Raw genomic sequence first — 21,228 nt, 5'->3', positions numbered from 1 at the left:
AAACGGTTTCCATTTTATTTTAAAACAAACATAATCACTTGATAATAAACATAATTTAAATAAATTTAATTATGATTATACGTTCCCTTTTAAGATGATGAGATATTAAACGTAAGTTAAATCAATGTGTTATAAAAATAACAACTCATTATCAATTTATCGTAAAAAACAAAAAAGCAGCCAATAAATGGCTGCTTTGATTCTTCCAAAAACACATAACTTAGTTTAACTAACTAAAAATACTTACAACTCACATTTAATACTCTTTTAAATCGCTATTTTACTAGAATATTGACTGTTTTTTAGTCTAAAGTAGGTTCCATATGGCTAAGATCAAAAGGTGTGATCTGATACACATAATAATTCAACCAATTAGAGAAAAGTAGGTGACCATGACTACGCCAGCTAACAATGGGATCCTTTTCCGGATCATTTTCTTTAAAATAATTACACGGTATTTTAGGTGAGAGGCCTGCATCCATATCACGCCAATATTCCTGAGCAAGGGTTTCGGCATCATATTCCGGATGACCTGTAACAAAAACCAGTCGTTTATCTTTCGATGCGAATAAATATGCGCCCGCTTCTTGTGAACTCGCCAATATTTCTAAATCGGTATACTCGCGAATAAGTTTTTCAGGAAAATCAGCATAACGTGAATGTGGTGCATAAAAAGAGCCATCAAATCCCCTTGTTAACAAGGCGAAAGGTTCAAGGGTATCATGCTGATAGATACCAGATAGCTTTTCTTCTCGAGTCCATTTAGGGAGGTCATAAAGTACTTTAAGCGCCGCTTGCACAGCCCAGCAAACAAATAGGGTCGATGTCACATGATCCTTCGCCCAGTGAAGAACTTTTTCTATTTGTTCCCAATACGCCACATCACAAAACTCCACTAGGCCAAGGGGTGCACCCGTGACGATTAATCCATCAAAGTTTTGGTCTTTAATATCGTCAAAGTCACAATAAAACGTATCCAAATGTTCTGCTGGAGTATTTTTAGATTCTCGCTGGTCAATACGTAATAATTGAATATCGACTTGAAGCGGAGTATTCGATAGTAAACGTAAAAATTGGTTTTCAGTTTCAATCTTTTTAGGCATTAAGTTAAGCAGTAATACTTTCAAGGGACGGATCTCCTGAAGGCTTGCTCTTGTCGTTGTCATGACAAAAACATTTTCTTCTCGCAAGAAATTTACCGCGGGCAACTCATCTGGTAAACGAATTGGCATCCTTTATCCCCTTTTATACATTTATACGTTTAGACTTCTAGAATGCCAAACAATTTAACTAAAATTGCCCCCAATGTCGAGACTTTCACGACCAATTGAAATAATTTCAAGATATTAGATTAAATTCACTTCTCCTTATAAATATATAAGACTTATAATTAATTGATTATAAAGATATTATTATAAAAACCATCAGGTTATATAACTCAAAATTTATTAGAATTTGTATTTATATAATATGTAATTTATCGAATCTGGAAGAAGTAGCTGATTGGATAGAAAGATGGCAGGAAGGAGTGAGACTCGATGCTGTAGCGAATGATAAATAGCAATTCAATAGCAGTAAAATGTAAGCGGCCAATCATCACACATGCAACTCTACACCTATATCTCGTATGCGAACCAGCACTCATAAAGGATGCGTGACTCGTTTATCGCTAACCGATATAGCAAGTAGGAATGGCATAAGATCAATAAACTGAATGATTTTTACTTTATGAGTTGATTTTATTGATATTATTAGTTGTCGTATTTTAATAAAAGATGAAGAAAAAAACGCTTTAAACGACTGATTCATTCTTTAAATTAATTAATTTTCAAAAATTTAATTGTTAAAGTGTTAAAACTTACTTATAGATCGCTAAATTATTATCGATACTCAATAAATATTCGTCTCCTTCTATTATGGTCAGAATAATAAAAAACCATCCTTAACAAGAATGAGCTAAAGGTCGTCAATGACCTCTACCGCTATTTGACTCTCCCCTAACAGCCTCTGAGGCCAGAGCTTATAAGCTAGCGAGTTATTTACCTATAAGTTGATGAGATGGATATCGAGTACTCAGTATGATAAAGCGATCTAAACCATGATGTTATTTCGATACCGATTGCGATTCATAAAAATAAACACCAGTCATCCTATAAAATGGTCTCAACCATGAAAATAAGTCGAATAGTGAGCCATTCCTTTATCTCTACTCAATGTATTGGCTATCAATATGCGGTTCGCTGGTGCAGGATTGGTGAGGAAGTACCGGGGATGGGGTTGGTGTTTGGTGGTGACAGTAAGGCAGAAGGATGATAAAACGGTATCACATCCCCCAAACGCAAAAAAGCCACCCATCGGGTGGCTTTCTCACTAATTTAATGTCTGGCAGTTCCCTACTCTCACATGGGGAGACCCCACACTACCATCGGCGCTACGGCGTTTCACTGCTGAGTTCGGCATGGGGTCAGGTGGGACCACCGCGCTATTGCCGCCAGACAAATTCGGTTTTCGTTCCCGTCGGCTTACACCAACCAGAACAGCAATCTTGAACAAGCTAATTTCTCGCACTCTGCGTGCGCTTCACAACGTTCTCTCTAAAACACCTTCGGTGTTGTCAGGTTAAGCCTCACGGTTCATTAGTACTGGTTAGCTCAACGTATCGCTACGCTTACACACCCAGCCTATCAACGTCTTAGTCTTAAACGTTCCTTTAGGACCCTTAAAGAGTCAGGGAAGACTCATCTCAAGGCAAGTTTCCCGCTTAGATGCTTTCAGCGGTTATCTCTTCCGCACTTAGCTACCGGGCAGTGCCATTGGCATGACAACCCGAACACCAGTGGTGCGTCCACTCCGGTCCTCTCGTACTAGGAGCAGCCCCTTTCAATCTTCCAACGCCCACGGCAGATAGGGACCGAACTGTCTCACGACGTTCTAAACCCAGCTCGCGTACCACTTTAAATGGCGAACAGCCATACCCTTGGGACCTACTTCAGCCCCAGGATGTGATGAGCCGACATCGAGGTGCCAAACACCGCCGTCGATATGAACTCTTGGGCGGTATCAGCCTGTTATCCCCGGAGTACCTTTTATCCGTTGAGCGATGGCCCTTCCATTCAGAACCACCGGATCACTAAGACCTACTTTCGTACCTGCTCGAGCCGTCACTCTCGCAGTCAAGCTGGCTTATGCCTTTGCACTAACCGCATGATGTCCGACCATGCTTAGCCAACCTTCGTGCTCCTCCGTTACTCTTTGGGAGGAGACCGCCCCAGTCAAACTACCCACCAGACACTGTCCGCACCCCAGATGATGGGGCCACGTTAGAACATCAAACATTAAAGGGTGGTATTTCAAGGTTGGCTCCATGCAGACTGGCGTCCACACTTCAAAGCCTCCCACCTATCCTACACATCAAGGCTCAATGTTCAGTGTCAAGCTATAGTAAAGGTTCACGGGGTCTTTCCGTCTTGCCGCGGGTACACTGCATCTTCACAGCGAGTTCAATTTCACTGAGTCTCGGGTGGAGACAGCCTGGCCATCATTACGCCATTCGTGCAGGTCGGAACTTACCCGACAAGGAATTTCGCTACCTTAGGACCGTTATAGTTACGGCCGCCGTTTACTGGGGCTTCGATCAAGAGCTTCTCCTTACGGATAACCCCATCAATTAACCTTCCAGCACCGGGCAGGCGTCACACCGTATACGTCCACTTTCGTGTTTGCACAGTGCTGTGTTTTTAATAAACAGTTGCAGCCAGCTGGTATCTGCGACTGGCTTCAGCTCCATCCGCGAGGGACTTCACCTAGCGCCAGCGTGCCTTCTCCCGAAGTTACGGCACCATTTTGCCTAGTTCCTTCACCCGAGTTCTCTCAAGCGCCTGAGTATTCTCTACCTGACCACCTGTGTCGGTTTGGGGTACGATTAATGATAATCTAGAGCTTAGAGGCTTTTCCTGGAAGCGGGGCATGAGCTACTTCGCCACCGTAGTGACTCGTCATCAGACCTCAGCATGTAGTGAACCGGATTTGCCTAATTCACCTGCCTACATCCTTAAACCGGGACAACCGTCGCCCGGCCAGCCTAGCCTTCTCCGTCCCCCCATCGCAATTATCACCAGTACAGGAATATTAACCTGTTTCCCATCGACTACGCATTTCTGCCTCGCCTTAGGGGTCGACTCACCCTGCCCCGATTAACGTTGGACAGGAACCCTTGGTCTTCCGGCGTGCGGGTTTTTCACCCGCATTATCGTTACTTATGTCAGCATTCGCACTTCTGATACCTCCAGCATGCCTCGCAGCACACCTTCACAGGCTTACAGAACGCTCCCCTACCCAACAACATTTACATGTCGCTGCCGCAGCTTCGGTGCATGGTTTAGCCCCGTTACATCTTCCGCGCAGGCCGACTCGACCAGTGAGCTATTACGCTTTCTTTAAATGATGGCTGCTTCTAAGCCAACATCCTGGCTGTCTGAGCCTTCCCACTTCGTTTCCCACTTAACCATGACTTTGGGACCTTAGCTGGCGGTCTGGGTTGTTTCCCTCTTCACGACGAACGTTAGCACCCGCCGTGTGTCTCCCGTGATAACATTCTTCGGTATTCGTAGTTTGCATCGGGTTGGTAAGTCGGGATGACCCCCTAGCCGAAACAGTGCTCTACCCCCGAAGATGAGTTCACGAGGCGCTACCTAAATAGCTTTCGGGGAGAACCAGCTATCTCCCGGTTTGATTGGCCTTTCACCCCCAGCCACAAGTCATCCGCTAATTTTTCAACATTAGTCGGTTCGGTCCTCCAGTTAGTGTTACCCAACCTTCAACCTGCCCATGGCTAGATCACCGGGTTTCGGGTCTATACCCTGCAACTTAATCGCCCAGTTAAGACTCGGTTTCCCTACGGCTCCCCTATACGGTTAACCTTGCTACAGAATATAAGTCGCTGACCCATTATACAAAAGGTACGCAGTCACACCTAAAAGGTGCTCCCACTGCTTGTACGTACACGGTTTCAGGTTCTATTTCACTCCCCTCGCCGGGGTTCTTTTCGCCTTTCCCTCACGGTACTGGTTCACTATCGGTCAATCAGGAGTATTTAGCCTTGGAGGATGGTCCCCCCATATTCAGACAGGATAACACGTGTCCCGCCCTACTCGTCGAGTTCACAACACCAACACCTTCGGATACGGGGCTATCACCCTTTACTGCCGGACTTTCCAGACCGTTCTCCTGATGCTGATGCTGATTAAGACTCTGGGCTGCTCCCCGTTCGCTCGCCGCTACTAGGGGAATCTCGGTTGATTTCTTTTCCTCGAGGTACTGAGATGTTTCAGTTCCCTCGGTTCGCCTCGTTTGACTATGGATTCATCAAACGATAGTGCAACGAATTGCACTGGGTTTCCCCATTCGGACATCGTCGGCTATAGCGGTTCATATCACCTTACCGACGCTTTTCGCAGATTAGCACGTCCTTCATCGCCTCTGATTGCCTAGGCATCCACCGTGTACGCTTAGTCGCTTAACCTCACAACCCGAAATTGTTTCAACGATCACCTAACTGTCATGGCTGTGCGTGGTGAAATTCTTTGTTGCGCGGTGCTCGTCATGCTCACGTACCGATGTACGCTGCGCTGACTGCGCTCCTACGCCGTGAATTTCACACTGCTCGCTCATGCCACTCGTTTGAATGACCGAAAATTTCAGGTTTGAAATTTTGAGAGACTCTCACATTGTTTAAGCGATAAACAATGTGCGTTGTTTCAATTTTCAGCTTGTTCCAGATTGTTAAAGAGCATAATTGTTAAACTAACTCAGTGAATTAGTTTAATCATTATTGAGGACATCGTCTTTCACTCGATATCGGCGCAATTGGCGTCCCCTAGGGGATTCGAACCCCTGTTACCGCCGTGAAAGGGCGGTGTCCTAGGCCTCTAGACGAAGGGGACACGAAATATTGCACAACCATGTTGTGGCCTATTTCATGCAAGTCTTACCCTGTGGTAAGTCTCCCACGTATAGCCTATTGCTCTACTTTTCATCAGACAATCTGTGTGAACACTTCACAAGAACACTTCAATGGTAAGGAGGTGATCCAACCGCAGGTTCCCCTACGGTTACCTTGTTACGACTTCACCCCAGTCATGGATCACAAAGTGGTAAGCGCCCTCCCGAAGGTTAAGCTACCTACTTCTTTTGCAACCCACTCCCATGGTGTGACGGGCGGTGTGTACAAGGCCCGGGAACGTATTCACCGTAGCATTCTGATCTACGATTACTAGCGATTCCGACTTCATGGAGTCGAGTTGCAGACTCCAATCCGGACTACGACGTACTTTATGAGTTCCGCTTGCTCTCGCGAGGTCGCTTCTCTTTGTATACGCCATTGTAGCACGTGTGTAGCCCTACTCGTAAGGGCCATGATGACTTGACGTCATCCCCACCTTCCTCCGGTTTATCACCGGCAGTCTCCTTTGAGTTCCCGACCGAATCGCTGGCAACAAAGGATAAGGGTTGCGCTCGTTGCGGGACTTAACCCAACATTTCACAACACGAGCTGACGACAGCCATGCAGCACCTGTCTCAGAGTTCCCGAAGGCACCAAAGCATCTCTGCTAAGTTCTCTGGATGTCAAGAGTAGGTAAGGTTCTTCGCGTTGCATCGAATTAAACCACATGCTCCACCGCTTGTGCGGGCCCCCGTCAATTCATTTGAGTTTTAACCTTGCGGCCGTACTCCCCAGGCGGTCGATTTAACGCGTTAGCTCCGGAAGCCACGCCTCAAGGGCACAACCTCCAAATCGACATCGTTTACAGCGTGGACTACCAGGGTATCTAATCCTGTTTGCTCCCCACGCTTTCGCACCTGAGCGTCAGTCTTTGTCCAGGGGGCCGCCTTCGCCACCGGTATTCCTCCACATCTCTACGCATTTCACCGCTACACATGGAATTCTACCCCCCTCTACAAGACTCTAGCTGACCAGTCTTAGATGCCATTCCCAGGTTAAGCCCGGGGATTTCACATCTAACTTAATCAACCGCCTGCGTGCGCTTTACGCCCAGTAATTCCGATTAACGCTTGCACCCTCCGTATTACCGCGGCTGCTGGCACGGAGTTAGCCGGTGCTTCTTCTGTCGGTAACGTCAATCGTTGATGATATTAGCATCAACGCCTTCCTCCCGACTGAAAGTACTTTACAACCCTAGGGCCTTCTTCATACACGCGGCATGGCTGCATCAGGCTTGCGCCCATTGTGCAATATTCCCCACTGCTGCCTCCCGTAGGAGTCTGGGCCGTGTCTCAGTCCCAGTGTGGCTGATCATCCTCTCAGACCAGCTAGGGATCGTCGCCTAGGTGAGCCATTACCCCACCTACTAGCTAATCCCATATGGGTTCATCCGATAGCGCAAGGCCCGAAGGTCCCCTGCTTTGCTCCTTAGAGATTATGCGGTATTAGCCACCGTTTCCAGTAGTTATCCCCCTCTATCGGGCAGATCCCCATACATTACTCACCCGTCCGCCGCTCGTCAGCGGGAAGCAAGCTTCCCCTGTTACCGCTCGACTTGCATGTGTTAGGCCTGCCGCCAGCGTTCAATCTGAGCCATGATCAAACTCTTCAATTAAAAGTAGTCTGATGCTCAAAGAATTAAACTGTTTATCAATTCGCTTCTGTTCGGCTAACATTGTCGGCTTCGCTCCGCTTTCCTCGCCGTACCTCAGTACTGTCTCGGAAATGCTCACTCGCCTTCGCGTTATCCTTCCACAATCGAATTGCACATTGTTAGTTCATATATGAATTAACGTGTTAGTCACTCTTCAAGACTTAAAATCAAATATTTTTTTGATAGTGTCCTGTGAGTGCCCACACAGATTGTCTGATAAATTGTTAAAGAGCGTTGCGACTTTATCTTTCGATATTAACCGTTTAGGTTGTTGTCGCGAGGTGTCGTATACTACGTTTTTCTGTCAGAAAGTCAAGTGATTATTTTCAACTTTTTCTCTCTTTTTCACCTCAGTCATCACGAGGGTTTCTTTTTCAACCTGACCACCGAAGCGGTTTGTCGTGACAACGGATGCGCATTATAGGGAGTCAGGAAATTCTGGCAACTCTTTTTTTCACTTTTTTGTTTGATTGATGCATTCCACAGCAAAACACCCCCTTATACAGTCTCATTCACAATGTTATCCACAATCATAAAAATAATTAAAATATAACGCGCATTACGCAAACGTTTGCGTTACAATTAGCCTGAAAATTCATCGTTGATTTTGTTTTTATGTTCTGAAATTGTTAGTAGGTTATCTCTATCTATTACGATGTTGATGCATTTAAGCGATGGCAACACACAATAGATATATAAGAAGAGTCATTTTACTCTTTCCACTAACTCTTACGGTTTTATTGCTTTCTTATCCAAGGGATCTATCTCATGCAACAGCTTCGTCCTATTCGTCGTGCCCTTCTCAGTGTTTCTGATAAAACAGGTGTTGTTGAATTCGCTAAGGCGCTTTCTCAGCGAGGTGTTGAACTGCTCTCTACCGGTGGAACCGCAAAACTGCTTGCAGAGTCAGGGTTAAACGTTACCGAAGTTTCAGACTATACGGGGTTCCCTGAAATGATGGATGGGCGAGTAAAAACACTACACCCTAAAGTGCATGGCGGTATTTTAGGCCGCCGAGGTATAGATGATGCAATCATGCAACAGCATGCTATCGAGCCGATAGATATGGTCGTTGTAAATTTATATCCATTCGCACAAACAGTTGCCAAACCTAATTGCACTTTAGAAGATGCTGTTGAGAACATCGATATTGGTGGGCCAACAATGGTTCGCTCTGCGGCTAAAAACCATAAAGATGTCGCGATTGTTGTTAACTGCCTTGATTACGAAAAAATCATAGAAGAACTCGATAATCACGATAATTCATTAAATTGGTCCACACGTTTTGACCTTGCAATTAAAGCATTCGAACATACCGCTGCGTATGACAGCATGATTGCTAACTATTTTGGTGAGCTAGTCGCTCCTTATTATGGTGATACAACACAGCCTTCCGGACGCTTTCCTCGTACCTTGAATTTAAACTTCATTAAAAAACAAGATATGCGCTATGGCGAAAACAGCCATCAAGATGCCGCTTTCTATATAGAAGAAAATCCTCAAGAAGCGTCTATCGCAACAGCGACACAGATCCAAGGCAAGGCATTGTCTTATAATAATATAGCGGACACAGATGCCGCTTTGGAATGCGTAAAATCTTTTGAAGAGCCTGCGTGTGTGATAGTCAAACACGCTAACCCTTGTGGTGTTGCAATCGGTAACAACATCCACGCGGCGTATGAACGTGCATTTAAAACCGATCCAACTTCGGCTTTTGGTGGCATTATCGCATTTAACCGTATGCTAGATAAAACGACCGCCGAAGCCATTATTGAACGTCAATTCGTTGAAGTCATTATCGCGCCAACCGTTGCAGACGATGCGCTTTCTATATTAGCAACAAAGCAAAATGTTCGAGTTCTGACCTGTGGAGAGTGGAATAAACCTATTGCGGGGCTAGATTTCAAACGTGTTAATGGCGGTTTGCTAGTACAAGATCGTGATTTAGGCATGGTTCAGGCCGATGAGCTACGTGTAGTCACAAAACGTCAACCGACTGAACGTGAATTAAAAGATGCTATGTTCTGCTGGAAGGTGGCTAAATTTGTGAAGTCCAATGCGATTGTGTATGCCAAAAACGATATGACAATTGGAATTGGTGCAGGCCAAATGAGTCGAGTCTACTCAGCCAAAATAGCGGGTATCAAAGCCGCCGATGAAGGCTTAGAAGTCGCAGGTTGTGCAATGGCATCTGATGCCTTTTTCCCATTCCGAGATGGTATTGATGCAGCAGCAGCAGTTGGTGTCACTTGTGTGATCCAGCCTGGAGGCTCTATTCGCGATAACGAAGTCATTGATGCCGCTAACGAACATGGTATTGCCATGATTTTCACGAATATGCGTCATTTCCGCCATTAATTTAACGTGGGGTAACAGTATGAATATTTTAATTATTGGTGGTGGCGGCCGCGAACATGCTTTAGCGTGGAAAGCGGCACAATCTCCGCTTGCAGATAAAGTTTATGTCGCTCCAGGTAATGCAGGTACTGCATTAGAACCATCACTGGAAAATGTTGCTATTTCTGCAACTGATATTGATGGTTTATTAACGTTTGCAAAAGAAAAGCAAATTGGCTTAACCATTGTTGGGCCTGAGGCGCCTTTAGTACTTGGGGTGGTTGACGCATTTCAAAAAGCAGGCCTAACCATTTTTGGGCCGACTCAAGGAGCGGCTCAGCTAGAAGGCTCTAAGGCTTTTACTAAGGACTTCTTAGCTCGCCATAATATTCCAACCGCTGCCTATCAAAATTTTACCGAGGTAGAACCAGCATTAGCCTACTTAGATAGAGTCGGTGCCCCCATCGTAATTAAAGCCGATGGACTTGCTGCGGGTAAAGGTGTGATCGTCGCGATGACGCTCGAAGAAGCTAAAGATGCCGTACAGGATATGCTTGCGGGTAATGCATTTGGTGATGCAGGTCATCGTATCGTTATTGAGGAATTCCTTGATGGCGAAGAAGCCAGTTTTATCGTCATGGTGGATGGTGAAAATGTTATTCCTATGGCAACCAGTCAAGATCACAAACGTGTTGGTGATGGTGATACCGGATTGAATACTGGCGGTATGGGGGCATATTCCCCCGCTCCTGTTGTGACAGATGAGATCCACCAACGCGTTATGGAACAAGTTATCTATCCAACAGTGCAAGGGATGGATGCAGAAGGTCATCGCTATCAAGGTTTCCTCTATGCAGGACTCATGATTGACAAAGCAGGCAATCCAAAAGTTATCGAGTTTAACTGCCGTTTTGGTGATCCTGAAACTCAGCCAATTATGATGCGTCTACAATCCGATCTCGTTGAATTATGTCTTGCTGGCGCAAAAGGTGAGTTAGCAGGTAAGGGTTCATCATGGGATGAGCGCCCTGCATTAGGCATTGTTATTGCTGCGGGTGGTTACCCTGGCGACTATCGTAACGGTGATGTGATCCTCGGTTTACCAACCGAAGAAGCGACAGATAGCAAAGTGTTCCATGCGGGAACAAAACTGAAAGATGGCGATGTCGTGACGGCTGGCGGGCGCGTACTGTGTGTTACAGCCCTCGGTAATGATATTGCTCAAGCCCAGCAAAAAGCCTATCAAGCCGCGGCAAATATCCATTGGGATGGCAGTTTTTACCGTAAAGATATTGGCTATCGTGCCATTGCACGTTTGAAGTAACGACCACAAAAAACTCAGTCCATTAAGCTGATAAACAGGTTTCAACAAAACCGCTTTATCAGCTTTTTTATTGTATTTCTGTTTTTGTTTCTAACAGACAAAAGCTCTAAGTATTTCGTAGCCTAACTAGGCGGCACAGTAACTTATCTTCAGGAGTACACACAGGTATGTGACTGGGGGGTGAGTTGCTGAAGCCAACAACGTGAGAATACGCAAGACGACAAGCGGTGAGATTACAATGAATCTTTACTAGGTTGCCAGCGACAAAAATCCGTATCTGCTACCATCAAAAGCTGATTTCCTTCGGGCGATTCCAACCAAGCAATATTTAATTGTTTATGCCACACCTTTGCCCGATTTTCTAACCAATTCTGAGCATAAGGCTCAAAGATGACTTTTTTGGTATCGCCTTCACAAGTAACCACTTTGTCTTGTGACCAGTGACCTTGATACAACTTAACATCACCAACAACTAGGGCTGTATTAATATCGAGAATACGTTTCGCTTCAAAACGCCAGCGGATAATATCATCAGACGACAGGGCTGTTTTGCGATCTTTTTCTACGCGTTGCATAAAAACGACATCATCGTTTTTATCAAAGCGAAGCTGTTCCATGATTTCTTGTTCGCCTGCATTTAAGATCTGGCTACGGATTTGCCAAAGCTGACCTGAACGGTATTCAAAGAAATTAACTGAGGTATCGGTGCCTTTATAGGGGCTGTAAACCACCATTAGCACTTGAGGATCATGTTTAGCATCGTTCAGACGCCACATACGGATTACGCCATTATCAGCGATAAATCCACTTGCACTAAATTCAGGGAAGTTAGAGCGAGAAGAACAGGCGCTGAGCATTGAGAGTGCTCCCAATACCAGCAACCCTTTCCGAATGAACAAAAGGGGTCGTAGTCTCCCCCTCCTGATAATTCTTGTTTGCAACTTTCTTATTTTACCGCTTCTTTCAGTGCTTTACCGGCAGAGAAAGCAGGAACGTTAGTTGCTGGGATAGTGATTTCTTCGCGAGTTTGCGGGTTACGACCGGTACGCTCTGCACGGTGGCTGACTTTGAAAGTACCGAAACCGACCAGTTGTACTTGCTCGCCTTTTTTCAGCGTTTCTGAGATAGCATTCAGTGTTGATTCTAATGCTGCTTTTGCCTGTACTTTAGTCAGATCTGCTGATTCTGCGATAGCATCAACTAATTCAGTCTTGTTCATAAATTATCCTTACACAGTGTGTTTATCGTTTGCAAAGCATCGAGTGCGTCGGATATGCCAAATTGACAGCCCCTGATACACGCCCCCGATAGCCACTTCTCTTCTTGCCCCTAAATGTAGACCAGTCTAGGGGCAAATGTGAAGTCTTAGTCATCAGCATTACTGCTCTAAGTCACGTTTTATCAATGAAAACGCGAAAATTAGCTGATTGCAATGCCAATATTACTGACTCCCGCCTCGCGGAGGTCAGCTTTTAATCCATTAATTAACTCTAAGTCTCGCTCTTCACAGGCAGCCAGTAAACGGAAAATTTCCCACTGGATATCCCATTCTTCCTCAACAGAGGATAATTCTTTTAGTTCCTGCTCTGACATTTCCTTTCCGGCTTGCGTCATTTCGAGCATAGCAACGGTACGAATCGACACTTCACTAACCGCAATAGCATGACTCAGGGTCTCACCGCTTAATTTAGAGTGAATGACTTCGCCTAAGGCAATACAAGCATCAATCGCTGGATAAACGCCATACATGTCAAAATCATCAGCCGATGGGATGATTTCCTCTAATTTTTCTAACTGATTGTCGAAATTAATTTTGCTATCTTTTACGACCAGTGTTTCCCAAACCAAATCAAGTATGGCGCGGTAAACTTTTGCATCAGCAAACGAACTTTGTTGGCAAAACATTTGAAAATTGGGGTACATTCTTTCGCACAAGCATGCCATAAAAGTAACATGTTGCCAGCTTTCTAGTTTTTCCAACCTCAAATGAATGGGATTTCTTAACATAATTTCTGACTCATCAATCTTAATGCTTCGCAGTTTACCTGAAAATCGGACAATGCCACATATTTTGCTGATAATTAGCTAGATTTCCCTTTCATTCGCTCAAAAAACGCTCGATTCGAGGCAATTCCATCCGCAAAACGTGTTGGCTCTGGGAGTCTGTAGCCCTTCAAACAACCTTCGACCCATTTTAAGGAAGAGTCAACACTCACTTTGTGACCTGGCGAAATAAACAGTGGGTTACAACGCTTTTTGCTTCTCAGCACCCATCCAAGTGGTTCTTCTCCATGGGTCAGTGGTTGGACACTGTCTTTTTCCTCATCGACCAATGTATAGTCGCCATACAATCGACTTTTAGCAACCCCGATTGTGGGAATATCAACCTGTAAGCCAAAATGGCATGCAACACCAAAACGTCGAGGATGAGCGATTCCTTGCCCATCAACTAACACTAATTCAGGTTTATGATTGAGTTGTTCCCAAGCCGCTACCAACCCGGGCACTTCACGAAAAGAGAGTAATCCAGGGATATAAGGTAACTGAGTCGGTATTCGTGCAATCTGATATTCAACCAATTGTAAGTCGGGCCAAGATAAAACCGCTATCACCGCACGTGTGATAGCGCCTTGTTGTTCAAAACCAACATCGGCTCCACCAATCAAAGTCGGTTGTAAATCCTCATCACGTAATACAACCCGTTGTGCGTTTTCTATTTGCTGTTGTCGCAACAAGTGGGTATCTATTGTCATGGTGAACTCAATACTAAATATGATTAACGATTAATGATAGAAGATAACAGCGTACTTACAAGAATATATCAGTACGCTGTTTAAAAACCGATCAACTATTGATGGTATTGACGTGAAAAACGATGAACGGCTTCTACGAATGCTCCCGCATGCTCAGGCGGAACATCTTGATGAATACCATGGCCTAAGTTAAAGACATGCCCATTACCTTGACCAAAGCCCGCAAGTATATTTTTAACTTCTTCTTCGATGCGCGGTACTGGCGCATATAACATTGATGGATCCATATTGCCCTGCAATGCAACTTTATCACCAACACGACGGCGCGCATCGGCAATTTCCGTTGTCCAATCCAATCCTAAAGCATCACAACCCGTTGCCGCCATCTCTTCTAGCCATTGCCCGCCCCCCTTTGTAAATAACGTCACAGGGACACGGCGACCTTCGTTTTCACGCTGTAGGCCATCAATGATCTTATGCATATAGTGGAGCGAGAATTGTTGGTAATCACGCTTTGTCAGTACACCACCCCATGTGTCAAAGATCATCACCGATTGAGCACCCGCACGAATTTGCGCATTTAAATATAAAATAACGCTATCCGCTAGCTTATCGAGCAATAAGTGAAGGGCATTTGGCTCTTCATACATCATTTTTTTGATTTTAGTGAATGCTTTACTGCTTCCACCTTCAATCATGTAAGTGGCAAGGGTCCAAGGACTTCCCGAAAAACCAATAAGAGGTACATCGCCATTCAGCGCTTTACGGATCGCTCTAACCGCATCCATCACATAACCCAGTTCCATTTCAGGGTCAGGCACAGGAATCTTTTTAATATCACTCAGGCTCGTAATGGGCTTTTTGAAACGAGGACCTTCCCCTGTCTCAAAATAGAGACCAAGCCCCATTGCATCGGGAATAGTCAGAATATCAGAAAAGAGAATTGCAGCATCTAATGGAAAACGGCGTAATGGCTGAAGTGTCACTTCACAGGCCAGTTCAGTGTTTTTGCACAGAGAAATAAAATCACCAGCCTGTGCGCGAGTTGCTTTGTACTCCGGTAGGTAACGCCCTGCTTGACGCATCATCCATACAGGGGTGGTATCTACAGGCTGACGTAGCAAGGCACGTAGATAGCGGTCATTTTTCAACTCAGTCATTATTTACTCCATTATAATCAGTGGCCGCCGCAAATGGCTAAGGGTGACACTCGTATACTCCAAAAATTTGAGATGCTGCTAAGCAACAAGAGGGTGAGTCACTCGATCATTGATAGTTATACAACGCAAACACATGAACATAGTCAACAACACGACAACTTGAAGCAAGCTCAGTATATCATGTTAAAGATAACAATATCAGCGCCTAGGCAATTTAGGCGCTCAATAGTCCTCTTGGCGACAGAGTGCCACGGTATCCTCAATTAAACGTCTCGCAATAGTGTCACTCGGAGGGATTTTCGGTAAATTGTTGTAGTGATACCACCCAGCACTGACTAATTCCTTCGGATCAACGTTGATTTCACCGCTTTCATAATCGGCAAGAAACCCCATCATCAAAGAGTGTGGAAATGGCCAAGGCTGAGAAGACACATAGCGAATATGGCGAACTTTGATACCACTTTCTTCCATGACTTCGCGCGCAACAGCTTCTTCTAATGTTTCACCGACTTCAACAAACCCCGCAAGCACAGTAAAGAGAGGGTTTTGAGTATGGCGACGATGCTGAGCCAGTAATATGTGGTCATCACGACGAATAGCGACAATAATGCAAGGAGCAATTTGTGGATAGTAGCGCTCATGACAATGGTCACAAAGACATGCCCATTCGGTTGTACTATGGCGCATCGCCGTTCCACAGTATCCACAATAGCGATGTGAACGGTAAAATTCCGCGAGTTGTACCCCTCTTCCTGCTAAACGAAACAACCCTTCATCTTGTGAAGCGACCAAACGAGGCGATGCCATATCTGCTGGCATTTTTTCAGCAATCAGCCAAACGGTTTCACCTTGCCACTCACCAATCGGCGTTGCAATTTTTCCGGATAATAACCAGTCACTTGCCGTTCCATGCGGCACATCGCCTTGTGGTAGCCATAAACGCCCAGCAAAACAAACAAACCACCAGCCTTGCTCTGTTCCAACTAATGTTACTTTTTTCATTTTTCACATCTTTTATTGATATAAACAATTTTTACTCTTTCTCTATTAAATATCTGGAGGAGCAACTAGGCAACCTGTAAATGAAGCATCACACTATCGCTGCTAGTGAAAAAGGGAGCGTGCACGCCGTCAATCCATGATCTATACGCTGTCGGTAGTTAACGTCATGAATGGATGTAAAAACGCGTGGCCTAATACGATGTAATGCGTCATTTTTAGTGGTTATTTTTGACACTTTTTAGACAATTTCTTCCACAAAATATCGAAAAAGTGTCACAAAACCGTCAACTCACTGTCACGTTAGAAAATTAGCATGCTAATTAACCAATACGCCTCCACTATAGTGAGAAGAAAATGAAAGCGATCGTACCTGCTGTTTTGATTTCTCTAACAACATCAAGCCTTGCTTTAGCGAATGATGCTGATTTAACCCCATTAATTAATGCAGCCAAACAAGAAGGACAAGTTTACAGTGTTGGTATGCCAGACACTTGGGCTAACTGGAAAGGAACTTGGCAAGATCTCGAAAAAACCTACGGATTGAAACATCAAGATACGGACATGAGCTCTGCACAAGAAATTGCAAAGTTTGCCGCAGAGAAAAACAACGCCACTGCCGATATTGGTGATGTGGGTGCATCATTTGGCCCTGTTGCCGTACTAAAAGGGGTTACTCAGCCTTACAAACCTACCACATGGTCACAAATTCCTGATTGGGCAAAAGATAAAGAGGGTCACTGGGCCCTCGCTTATACTGGAACGATCGCCTTTATGATTAACAACGATCTCGTCAAAGATGCCCCAAAAAGTTGGGATGATCTATTGAAAGGCAAATATAGAGTGACTGTGGGTGATGTGGGTATTGCCGCCCAAGCGAATAATGCTGTCTTAGCCGCTGCTTTTGCTCGTGGTGGTGATGAAAACAATTTACAGCCTGCTATCGAGTTTTTTGGTGAATTAGCCAAACAAAAACGTCTATCCGTTAATGATCCTACGGTCGCCAATATCGAAAAAGGCGAAGTTGAAGTTGGTATCCTCTGGGATTTCAATGCGCTAAATTATCGTGACCAAATCAATCGTGATCGTTTTACGGTTGTCATTCCCTCTGATGGCTCTGTTATTTCTGGCTACACCACCATCATTAATAAATATGCAAAAAACCCTAATGCAGCAAAATTAGCGCGTGAATTTATCTTTAGTGACAAGGGACAAATCAATTTAGCGGAAGGTTATGCGCGTCCTATTCGTGCCGAATATCTAACATTACCCGATGATATTAAAGCTAAATTGTTACCGGATGAACAATATAAGAATGTGCACCCCATTAAAGATGCCGAAGGGTGGGAAAAATCTTCTCGCACATTACCCAAAATGTGGCAACAACAAGTCTTAATTCACCAGCAATAATGTGCCTTTAGGAATAAAATTTCTTATGTCTGATAAAGTTATACTTGTTGTCCTTGACGGCCTAACCTATTCAGTAGCCCATGATTGCATGGGCTATCTCAATGCATTGATTGAAGCTGACCAAGCCACGCTTTATAAAATGGAGAGTGAGTTGCCCTCGATGTCTCGGCCTCTATATGAATGCATTTTGACGGGGATTTCTCCTGCAAATAGCGGCATTGTCAATAATGACATCGTACGTTTATCCCACTTTGAAAGTATTTTTTCACTTGCACGAAAAGCAGAAAAAACCACTGCCGCTGCGGCCTATTATTGGGTTAGTGAACTGTACAATAGAGCGCCTTTTGTCGCCACTCGAGACCGCTTTACTTGCGATACACAACTCGCAATTCAATATGGCTGCTTTTATCAAGCGGATCATTACCCCGATGATCATCTGTTCGTCGATGCTGAATATCTACGTACCCAATATCATCCTGATTTCTTATTGATCCATCCAATGAATATTGATGATACCGGCCATAAATTCGGACTGGACTCCTCACAATATCGTAATAGTGCACGGAAGGCGGATATTATCCTCGCGAATTATCTCCCAACATGGATTGAGCAAGGCTATCAAATCATCATTACCAGCGATCATGGTATGAATAAGGATCATAGCCATGGCGGCATACTCCCAGAAGAACGACATGTTCCATTGTTTGTTATTGGGGATAAGTTTTCACATCATGCGCAATGCCATATTGAACAAACCGCGCTCTGTGGAACCATTTGTACTCTACTCAATATTGATCATGCAGATAAACAAGTCTGTAACGAATTATTGGTAGGAGGTAACTAATGGCGGATGTTAGCCCCCCTTGTGAGCAAGCCAGCTCCCCGCTGGGGAGAATACTGATGGGCAAAAAATGTTTCTCGCGTTTGCGCTGGCAAGCGGCACTTTTAACCGTGCCTTTTTTCATTTTATTTTGTCTATTTCAAATCGCACCAATGATTTGGGTATTGGTTAATAGTTTTATCTATGAAGAAAGTTGGTCTTTTGCGAATTATGCTGAGATTGTTAGCAACGATTTTTATTTGCAGGCCTTTGAAAATACATTATGGCTATCAGTCATTTGTAGTATCGTTGGGTTGCTCGTTTCCGCTATCACTGCCTTTTCTATTTATAAAATGCAGGGGCGAATTCGCAGCATGATGATCTCTTTTACTACCATGGCCAGTAATTTCAGCGGTGTCCCCCTCGCGTTTGCCTTTATCATTATTCTCGGTTTTAACGGTGCGATTACTTTACAACTCAAGGCGTGGGGGATCATTGAAGAGTTCAATATCTATAGCGCTAGTGGGTTAATGGTACTGTATATTTATTTTCAAATTCCACTTGGGATCCTATTACTCTACCCTGCTTTTGATGCGCTAAAACCGGAATGGGAAGATGCCGCCAAAACAATGGGAGCCAGTAAATTGGCCTACTGGTGCAAAGTCGCAATCCCTGTCCTCGCGCCTGCATTACTCGGTACATTTATTATTTTAGTCGCTAATGCGGTTGGAGCCTATGCCAGTACTTACGCACTGACGAGTGGAAACTACAACCTAATTACGATTCGTATCGCTAGCCTTGTATCAGGTGACCTCTACTTAGAGCCTAATATGGCGGCTGCATTATCGGTATTGCTGATTGCGATCCTTGGTTTTATCACCGCCATCCATCATTGGCTGTTAAAACGGAGCTATCATGCCAAGTTATAGCCTTACGACCAAATCACACCAAACGTCTGGCCTTTGGTTACATAAATTAATCCTGATTAGCGTCGCGAGCCTGCTTGCCCTGCCTATCGTGGCGACATTTATTTATTCTATCGCGACACAATGGGGAGCAACGGTGTTACCCGATGCCCTCTCGCTAAAATGGTATTTACAACTCTGGCAAGACCCTCGATTTTTGTTGGCCTTCGGACGCTCTCTGATTATCTGTTTCGGCACGCTGTTGGTGAGTACGCTAGTTATTTTACCGATGACATTTGCCGTGTTTTATCGTTTCCCGAAACTAAAAGGATTGATGGATCTCCTGATTATTCTTCCTTTTGCAATTCCACCGGTGGTTTCATCCGTCGGATTATTACAAATTTTTGCCGATGAACCTTTTATGTTGGTCGGCACTCCGTGGATACTCATCGGTACTTATTTCACTATCACCCTACCTTTTATGTACCGTGCGTTAGCAAACAGTTTTCAAGGGATCAACCTGCATGATTTGATGGATGCGGCACATTTGTTAGGTGCAAGTACTTTCAAGGCTTTTTTATTGATTGTGTTACCGAATATTCGTAAAGGCCTATTGGTATCTCTATTAATTTCATTTTCATTTTTAATGGGTGAATTCGTCTTTGCCAACATTTTGGTCGGTACACGTTATGAAACCCTGCAAATCTATCTATTTAATATGCGTCAAACCAGTGGGCATTTTACCTCTGCGTTAGTGATGTCTTATTTCCTATTTACATTGCTTCTCACATGGTTAGCAACTCGAATGAGTCGCTCTGGAGATAAATAATGAGTTATGTCATTGCTGAAAATTTGAGTAAATCATTCGGCCAAAATCACGTCTTCTCAAATATCCAATTCACAATTGAAAAAGGTGAATTCATCACCTTACTCGGGCCCAGTGGCTGCGGAAAATCGACATTATTACGCTGTATTGCAGGACTCGAACAACCGGATCATGGTGAGCTGTATATTAATCGTCAAAATATAACCCACCAAGCTGCTCAGCAACGTGGGATCGGTATGGTTTTTCAAAGCTATGCCTTATTTCCGAATATGACTATTGAAGATAACATCGCTTTCGGCTTAAAAATGCGCAAAGTAGAGTGTCAGGAACGAAGAAAAGCAGTAGCAGAAGTTATTGAAATGGTTGAATTACAAGGTAAAGAACATCAGTTTCCTCATCAGCTTTCAGGGGGACAACGTCAGCGGGTAGCCCTTGCACGAGCACTGGTGATGAAACCACAGATTTTACTCTTAGATGAGCCATTATCAGCACTTGATGCACGTATTCGTAAACATCTGCGACAACAGATTCGCCATATTCAACGTGAATTAAAACTCACGACGATTTTTGTGACTCATGATCAAGACGAAGCGATGATCATGTCTGATCGCATCTTTTTAATGAATAAAGGCGCTATTATCCAGAGTGATACCGCTGAAAATATTTATACCCAGCCAGCGAATGAGTTTGTGGCACGTTTTATGGGTCACTATAACCTTGTTGATGCAGATAAAGCGAATGCCTTATTGGGGCTAAATTTACAAGGCACACTCGCTATTCGCCCTGAATCCATCTATGTTAAGGAGACAGGACGCCACTACGGCGATCATATTTCACACCCTGTTGATGCAATCATTCTTGATCATCAACTACTAGGAAACATTATTCGTTACTCAGTCAATACGGCAGCGGGTAACATGACGGTTGATTTGCTTAATCGTTCGTCTGAACGACTCTTTGAACCCGGTACTCGCCTAGAGTTAATGTTTAACAAGAATGAAATTCGTGCATTTAGTTAGCGAATCGTAAAAAGAGGCAT

General features: G+C 44.4%; 15 protein-coding genes, 1 tRNA gene and 3 rRNA genes. 8 read left to right on the top strand and 11 right to left on the bottom strand.

Features of this window, described 5'->3' with window-relative positions:
- Window positions 1-302: 302 nt before the first annotated feature.
- Entirely contained in the window at window positions 303-1,232 is a 930-nt protein-coding gene (gene metA / locus G3341_RS01865) for a homoserine O-acetyltransferase MetA (protein ID WP_154623199.1), read from the bottom strand.
- 937 nt (window positions 1,233-2,169) lie between these two features.
- On the opposite strand from metA, the gene G3341_RS01860 reads away from it, so the two are divergent.
- Entirely contained in the window at window positions 2,170-2,313 is a 144-nt protein-coding gene (locus tag G3341_RS01860) for a hypothetical protein (RefSeq protein WP_163860460.1), read from the top strand.
- 67 nt (window positions 2,314-2,380) lie between these two features.
- Here G3341_RS01860 and rrf read toward each other — a convergent pair.
- The 4 genes from rrf to G3341_RS01840 form a co-directional block, all read right to left on the bottom strand.
- Window positions 2,381-2,496: ribosomal RNA gene (gene rrf, locus G3341_RS01855) — 5S ribosomal RNA — on the bottom strand.
- A gap of 119 nt (window positions 2,497-2,615) precedes the next feature.
- A 23S ribosomal RNA gene (locus tag G3341_RS01850) occupies window positions 2,616-5,521 on the bottom strand.
- A 345-nt stretch (window positions 5,522-5,866) separates the two neighbouring features.
- Window positions 5,867-5,942 (bottom strand) — tRNA-Glu (locus G3341_RS01845).
- Window positions 5,943-6,076: 134 nt separating this feature from the next.
- Window positions 6,077-7,616 (bottom strand): 16S ribosomal RNA (locus tag G3341_RS01840).
- Together the 16S, 23S and 5S rRNA genes with 1 tRNA gene alongside form the textbook arrangement of a ribosomal RNA operon.
- Window positions 7,617-8,423: 807 nt before the next feature.
- On the opposite strand from G3341_RS01840, the gene purH reads away from it, so the two are divergent.
- Together purH and purD are read left to right on the top strand one after the other, a co-directional pair.
- On the top strand, window positions 8,424-10,013 hold the full coding sequence (gene purH / locus G3341_RS01835; RefSeq protein ID WP_154624805.1) for a bifunctional phosphoribosylaminoimidazolecarboxamide formyltransferase/IMP cyclohydrolase: 1,590 nt from the start codon (window positions 8,424-8,426) through the stop codon (window positions 10,011-10,013).
- Between the two features lie 19 nt (window positions 10,014-10,032).
- On the top strand, window positions 10,033-11,316 hold the full coding sequence (gene purD / locus G3341_RS01830) for a phosphoribosylamine--glycine ligase (protein WP_163860569.1): 1,284 nt from the start codon (window positions 10,033-10,035) through the stop codon (window positions 11,314-11,316).
- 233 nt (window positions 11,317-11,549) lie between these two features.
- Here the strand turns inward: purD and G3341_RS01825 are convergent, their stop codons facing one another.
- The 6 genes from G3341_RS01825 to nudC form a co-directional block, all read right to left on the bottom strand.
- Window positions 11,550-12,173 (bottom strand): DUF1481 domain-containing protein, encoded by a 624-nt coding sequence (locus tag G3341_RS01825; protein ID WP_154624803.1) that lies wholly within the window; start codon window positions 12,171-12,173, stop codon window positions 11,550-11,552.
- An 89-nt stretch (window positions 12,174-12,262) separates the two neighbouring features.
- Window positions 12,263-12,535, bottom strand: coding sequence for an HU family DNA-binding protein (locus G3341_RS01820; protein WP_004924821.1), 273 nt, complete (start codon window positions 12,533-12,535; stop codon window positions 12,263-12,265).
- Between the two features lie 200 nt (window positions 12,536-12,735).
- The gene (locus tag G3341_RS01815; protein ID WP_154624802.1) at window positions 12,736-13,323 is read right to left on the bottom strand and encodes a YjaG family protein; all 588 of its coding nucleotides are present in this window, start codon (window positions 13,321-13,323) and stop codon (window positions 12,736-12,738) included.
- A gap of 74 nt (window positions 13,324-13,397) precedes the next feature.
- Window positions 13,398-14,069 carry a deoxyribonuclease V gene (gene nfi, locus G3341_RS01810; protein ID WP_163860568.1) on the bottom strand — a complete coding sequence of 224 codons (672 nt, stop codon included), beginning with the start codon at window positions 14,067-14,069 and terminating at the stop codon, window positions 13,398-13,400.
- A 95-nt stretch (window positions 14,070-14,164) separates the two neighbouring features.
- Complete coding sequence (gene hemE, locus G3341_RS01805) at window positions 14,165-15,229, bottom strand: uroporphyrinogen decarboxylase (RefSeq protein WP_154624800.1); 1,065 nt, start codon at window positions 15,227-15,229, stop codon at window positions 14,165-14,167.
- 222 nt (window positions 15,230-15,451) lie between these two features.
- Window positions 15,452-16,231, bottom strand: a complete 780-nt coding sequence (nudC, locus tag G3341_RS01800; RefSeq protein WP_154624799.1) for an NAD(+) diphosphatase — start codon at window positions 16,229-16,231, stop codon at window positions 15,452-15,454.
- Between the two features lie 354 nt (window positions 16,232-16,585).
- Between nudC and G3341_RS01795 the strand changes: the two genes are divergently transcribed.
- The 5 genes from G3341_RS01795 to G3341_RS01775 are packed head-to-tail and all read left to right on the top strand — an operon-like array spanning window position 16,586 to window position 21,208.
- Complete coding sequence (locus G3341_RS01795) at window positions 16,586-17,638, top strand: ABC transporter substrate-binding protein (RefSeq protein WP_154624798.1); 1,053 nt, start codon at window positions 16,586-16,588, stop codon at window positions 17,636-17,638.
- A gap of 25 nt (window positions 17,639-17,663) precedes the next feature.
- Complete coding sequence (locus tag G3341_RS01790) at window positions 17,664-18,482, top strand: alkaline phosphatase family protein (RefSeq protein WP_154624797.1); 819 nt, start codon at window positions 17,664-17,666, stop codon at window positions 18,480-18,482.
- On the top strand, window positions 18,482-19,387 hold the full coding sequence (locus tag G3341_RS01785; protein ID WP_163860567.1) for an ABC transporter permease: 906 nt from the start codon (window positions 18,482-18,484) through the stop codon (window positions 19,385-19,387). The genes G3341_RS01790 and G3341_RS01785 overlap by 1 nt, the downstream gene beginning before the upstream one ends.
- Window positions 19,374-20,192, top strand: a complete 819-nt coding sequence (locus G3341_RS01780; RefSeq protein ID WP_154624795.1) for an ABC transporter permease — start codon at window positions 19,374-19,376, stop codon at window positions 20,190-20,192. The genes G3341_RS01785 and G3341_RS01780 overlap by 14 nt, the downstream gene beginning before the upstream one ends.
- Entirely contained in the window at window positions 20,192-21,208 is a 1,017-nt protein-coding gene (locus tag G3341_RS01775) for an ABC transporter ATP-binding protein (RefSeq protein ID WP_163860566.1), read from the top strand. Before G3341_RS01780 ends, G3341_RS01775 begins: the two co-directional genes overlap by 1 nt.
- The last annotated feature ends 20 nt before the right edge of the window (window positions 21,209-21,228 follow it).

The organism is Providencia vermicola (genome assembly GCF_010748935.1).
GTDB classification, from domain to species: Bacteria; Pseudomonadota; Gammaproteobacteria; order Enterobacterales; family Enterobacteriaceae; genus Providencia; species Providencia zhejiangensis.
This window is presented reverse-complemented; position numbering and strand designations above follow the sequence as displayed.

Excerpts from the sequence above, each read along its gene's own strand:
- metA (WP_154623199.1), bottom strand. The coding sequence starts at position 1,232 with ATGCCAATTCGTTTACCAGATGAGTTGCCCGCGGTAAATTTCTTGCGA.
- G3341_RS01860 (WP_163860460.1), top strand. The coding sequence starts at position 2,170 with ATGAAAATAAGTCGAATAGTGAGCCATTCCTTTATCTCTACTCAATGT.
- purH (WP_154624805.1), top strand. The coding sequence starts at position 8,424 with ATGCAACAGCTTCGTCCTATTCGTCGTGCCCTTCTCAGTGTTTCTGAT.
- purD (WP_163860569.1), top strand. The coding sequence starts at position 10,033 with ATGAATATTTTAATTATTGGTGGTGGCGGCCGCGAACATGCTTTAGCG.
- G3341_RS01825 (WP_154624803.1), bottom strand. The coding sequence starts at position 12,173 with ATGCTCAGCGCCTGTTCTTCTCGCTCTAACTTCCCTGAATTTAGTGCA.
- G3341_RS01820 (WP_004924821.1), bottom strand. The coding sequence starts at position 12,535 with ATGAACAAGACTGAATTAGTTGATGCTATCGCAGAATCAGCAGATCTG.
- G3341_RS01815 (WP_154624802.1), bottom strand. The coding sequence starts at position 13,323 with ATGTTAAGAAATCCCATTCATTTGAGGTTGGAAAAACTAGAAAGCTGG.
- nfi (WP_163860568.1), bottom strand. The coding sequence starts at position 14,069 with ATGACAATAGATACCCACTTGTTGCGACAACAGCAAATAGAAAACGCA.
- hemE (WP_154624800.1), bottom strand. The coding sequence starts at position 15,229 with ATGACTGAGTTGAAAAATGACCGCTATCTACGTGCCTTGCTACGTCAG.
- nudC (WP_154624799.1), bottom strand. The coding sequence starts at position 16,231 with ATGAAAAAAGTAACATTAGTTGGAACAGAGCAAGGCTGGTGGTTTGTT.
- G3341_RS01795 (WP_154624798.1), top strand. The coding sequence starts at position 16,586 with ATGAAAGCGATCGTACCTGCTGTTTTGATTTCTCTAACAACATCAAGC.
- G3341_RS01790 (WP_154624797.1), top strand. The coding sequence starts at position 17,664 with ATGTCTGATAAAGTTATACTTGTTGTCCTTGACGGCCTAACCTATTCA.
- G3341_RS01785 (WP_163860567.1), top strand. The coding sequence starts at position 18,482 with ATGGCGGATGTTAGCCCCCCTTGTGAGCAAGCCAGCTCCCCGCTGGGG.
- G3341_RS01780 (WP_154624795.1), top strand. The coding sequence starts at position 19,374 with ATGCCAAGTTATAGCCTTACGACCAAATCACACCAAACGTCTGGCCTT.
- G3341_RS01775 (WP_163860566.1), top strand. The coding sequence starts at position 20,192 with ATGAGTTATGTCATTGCTGAAAATTTGAGTAAATCATTCGGCCAAAAT.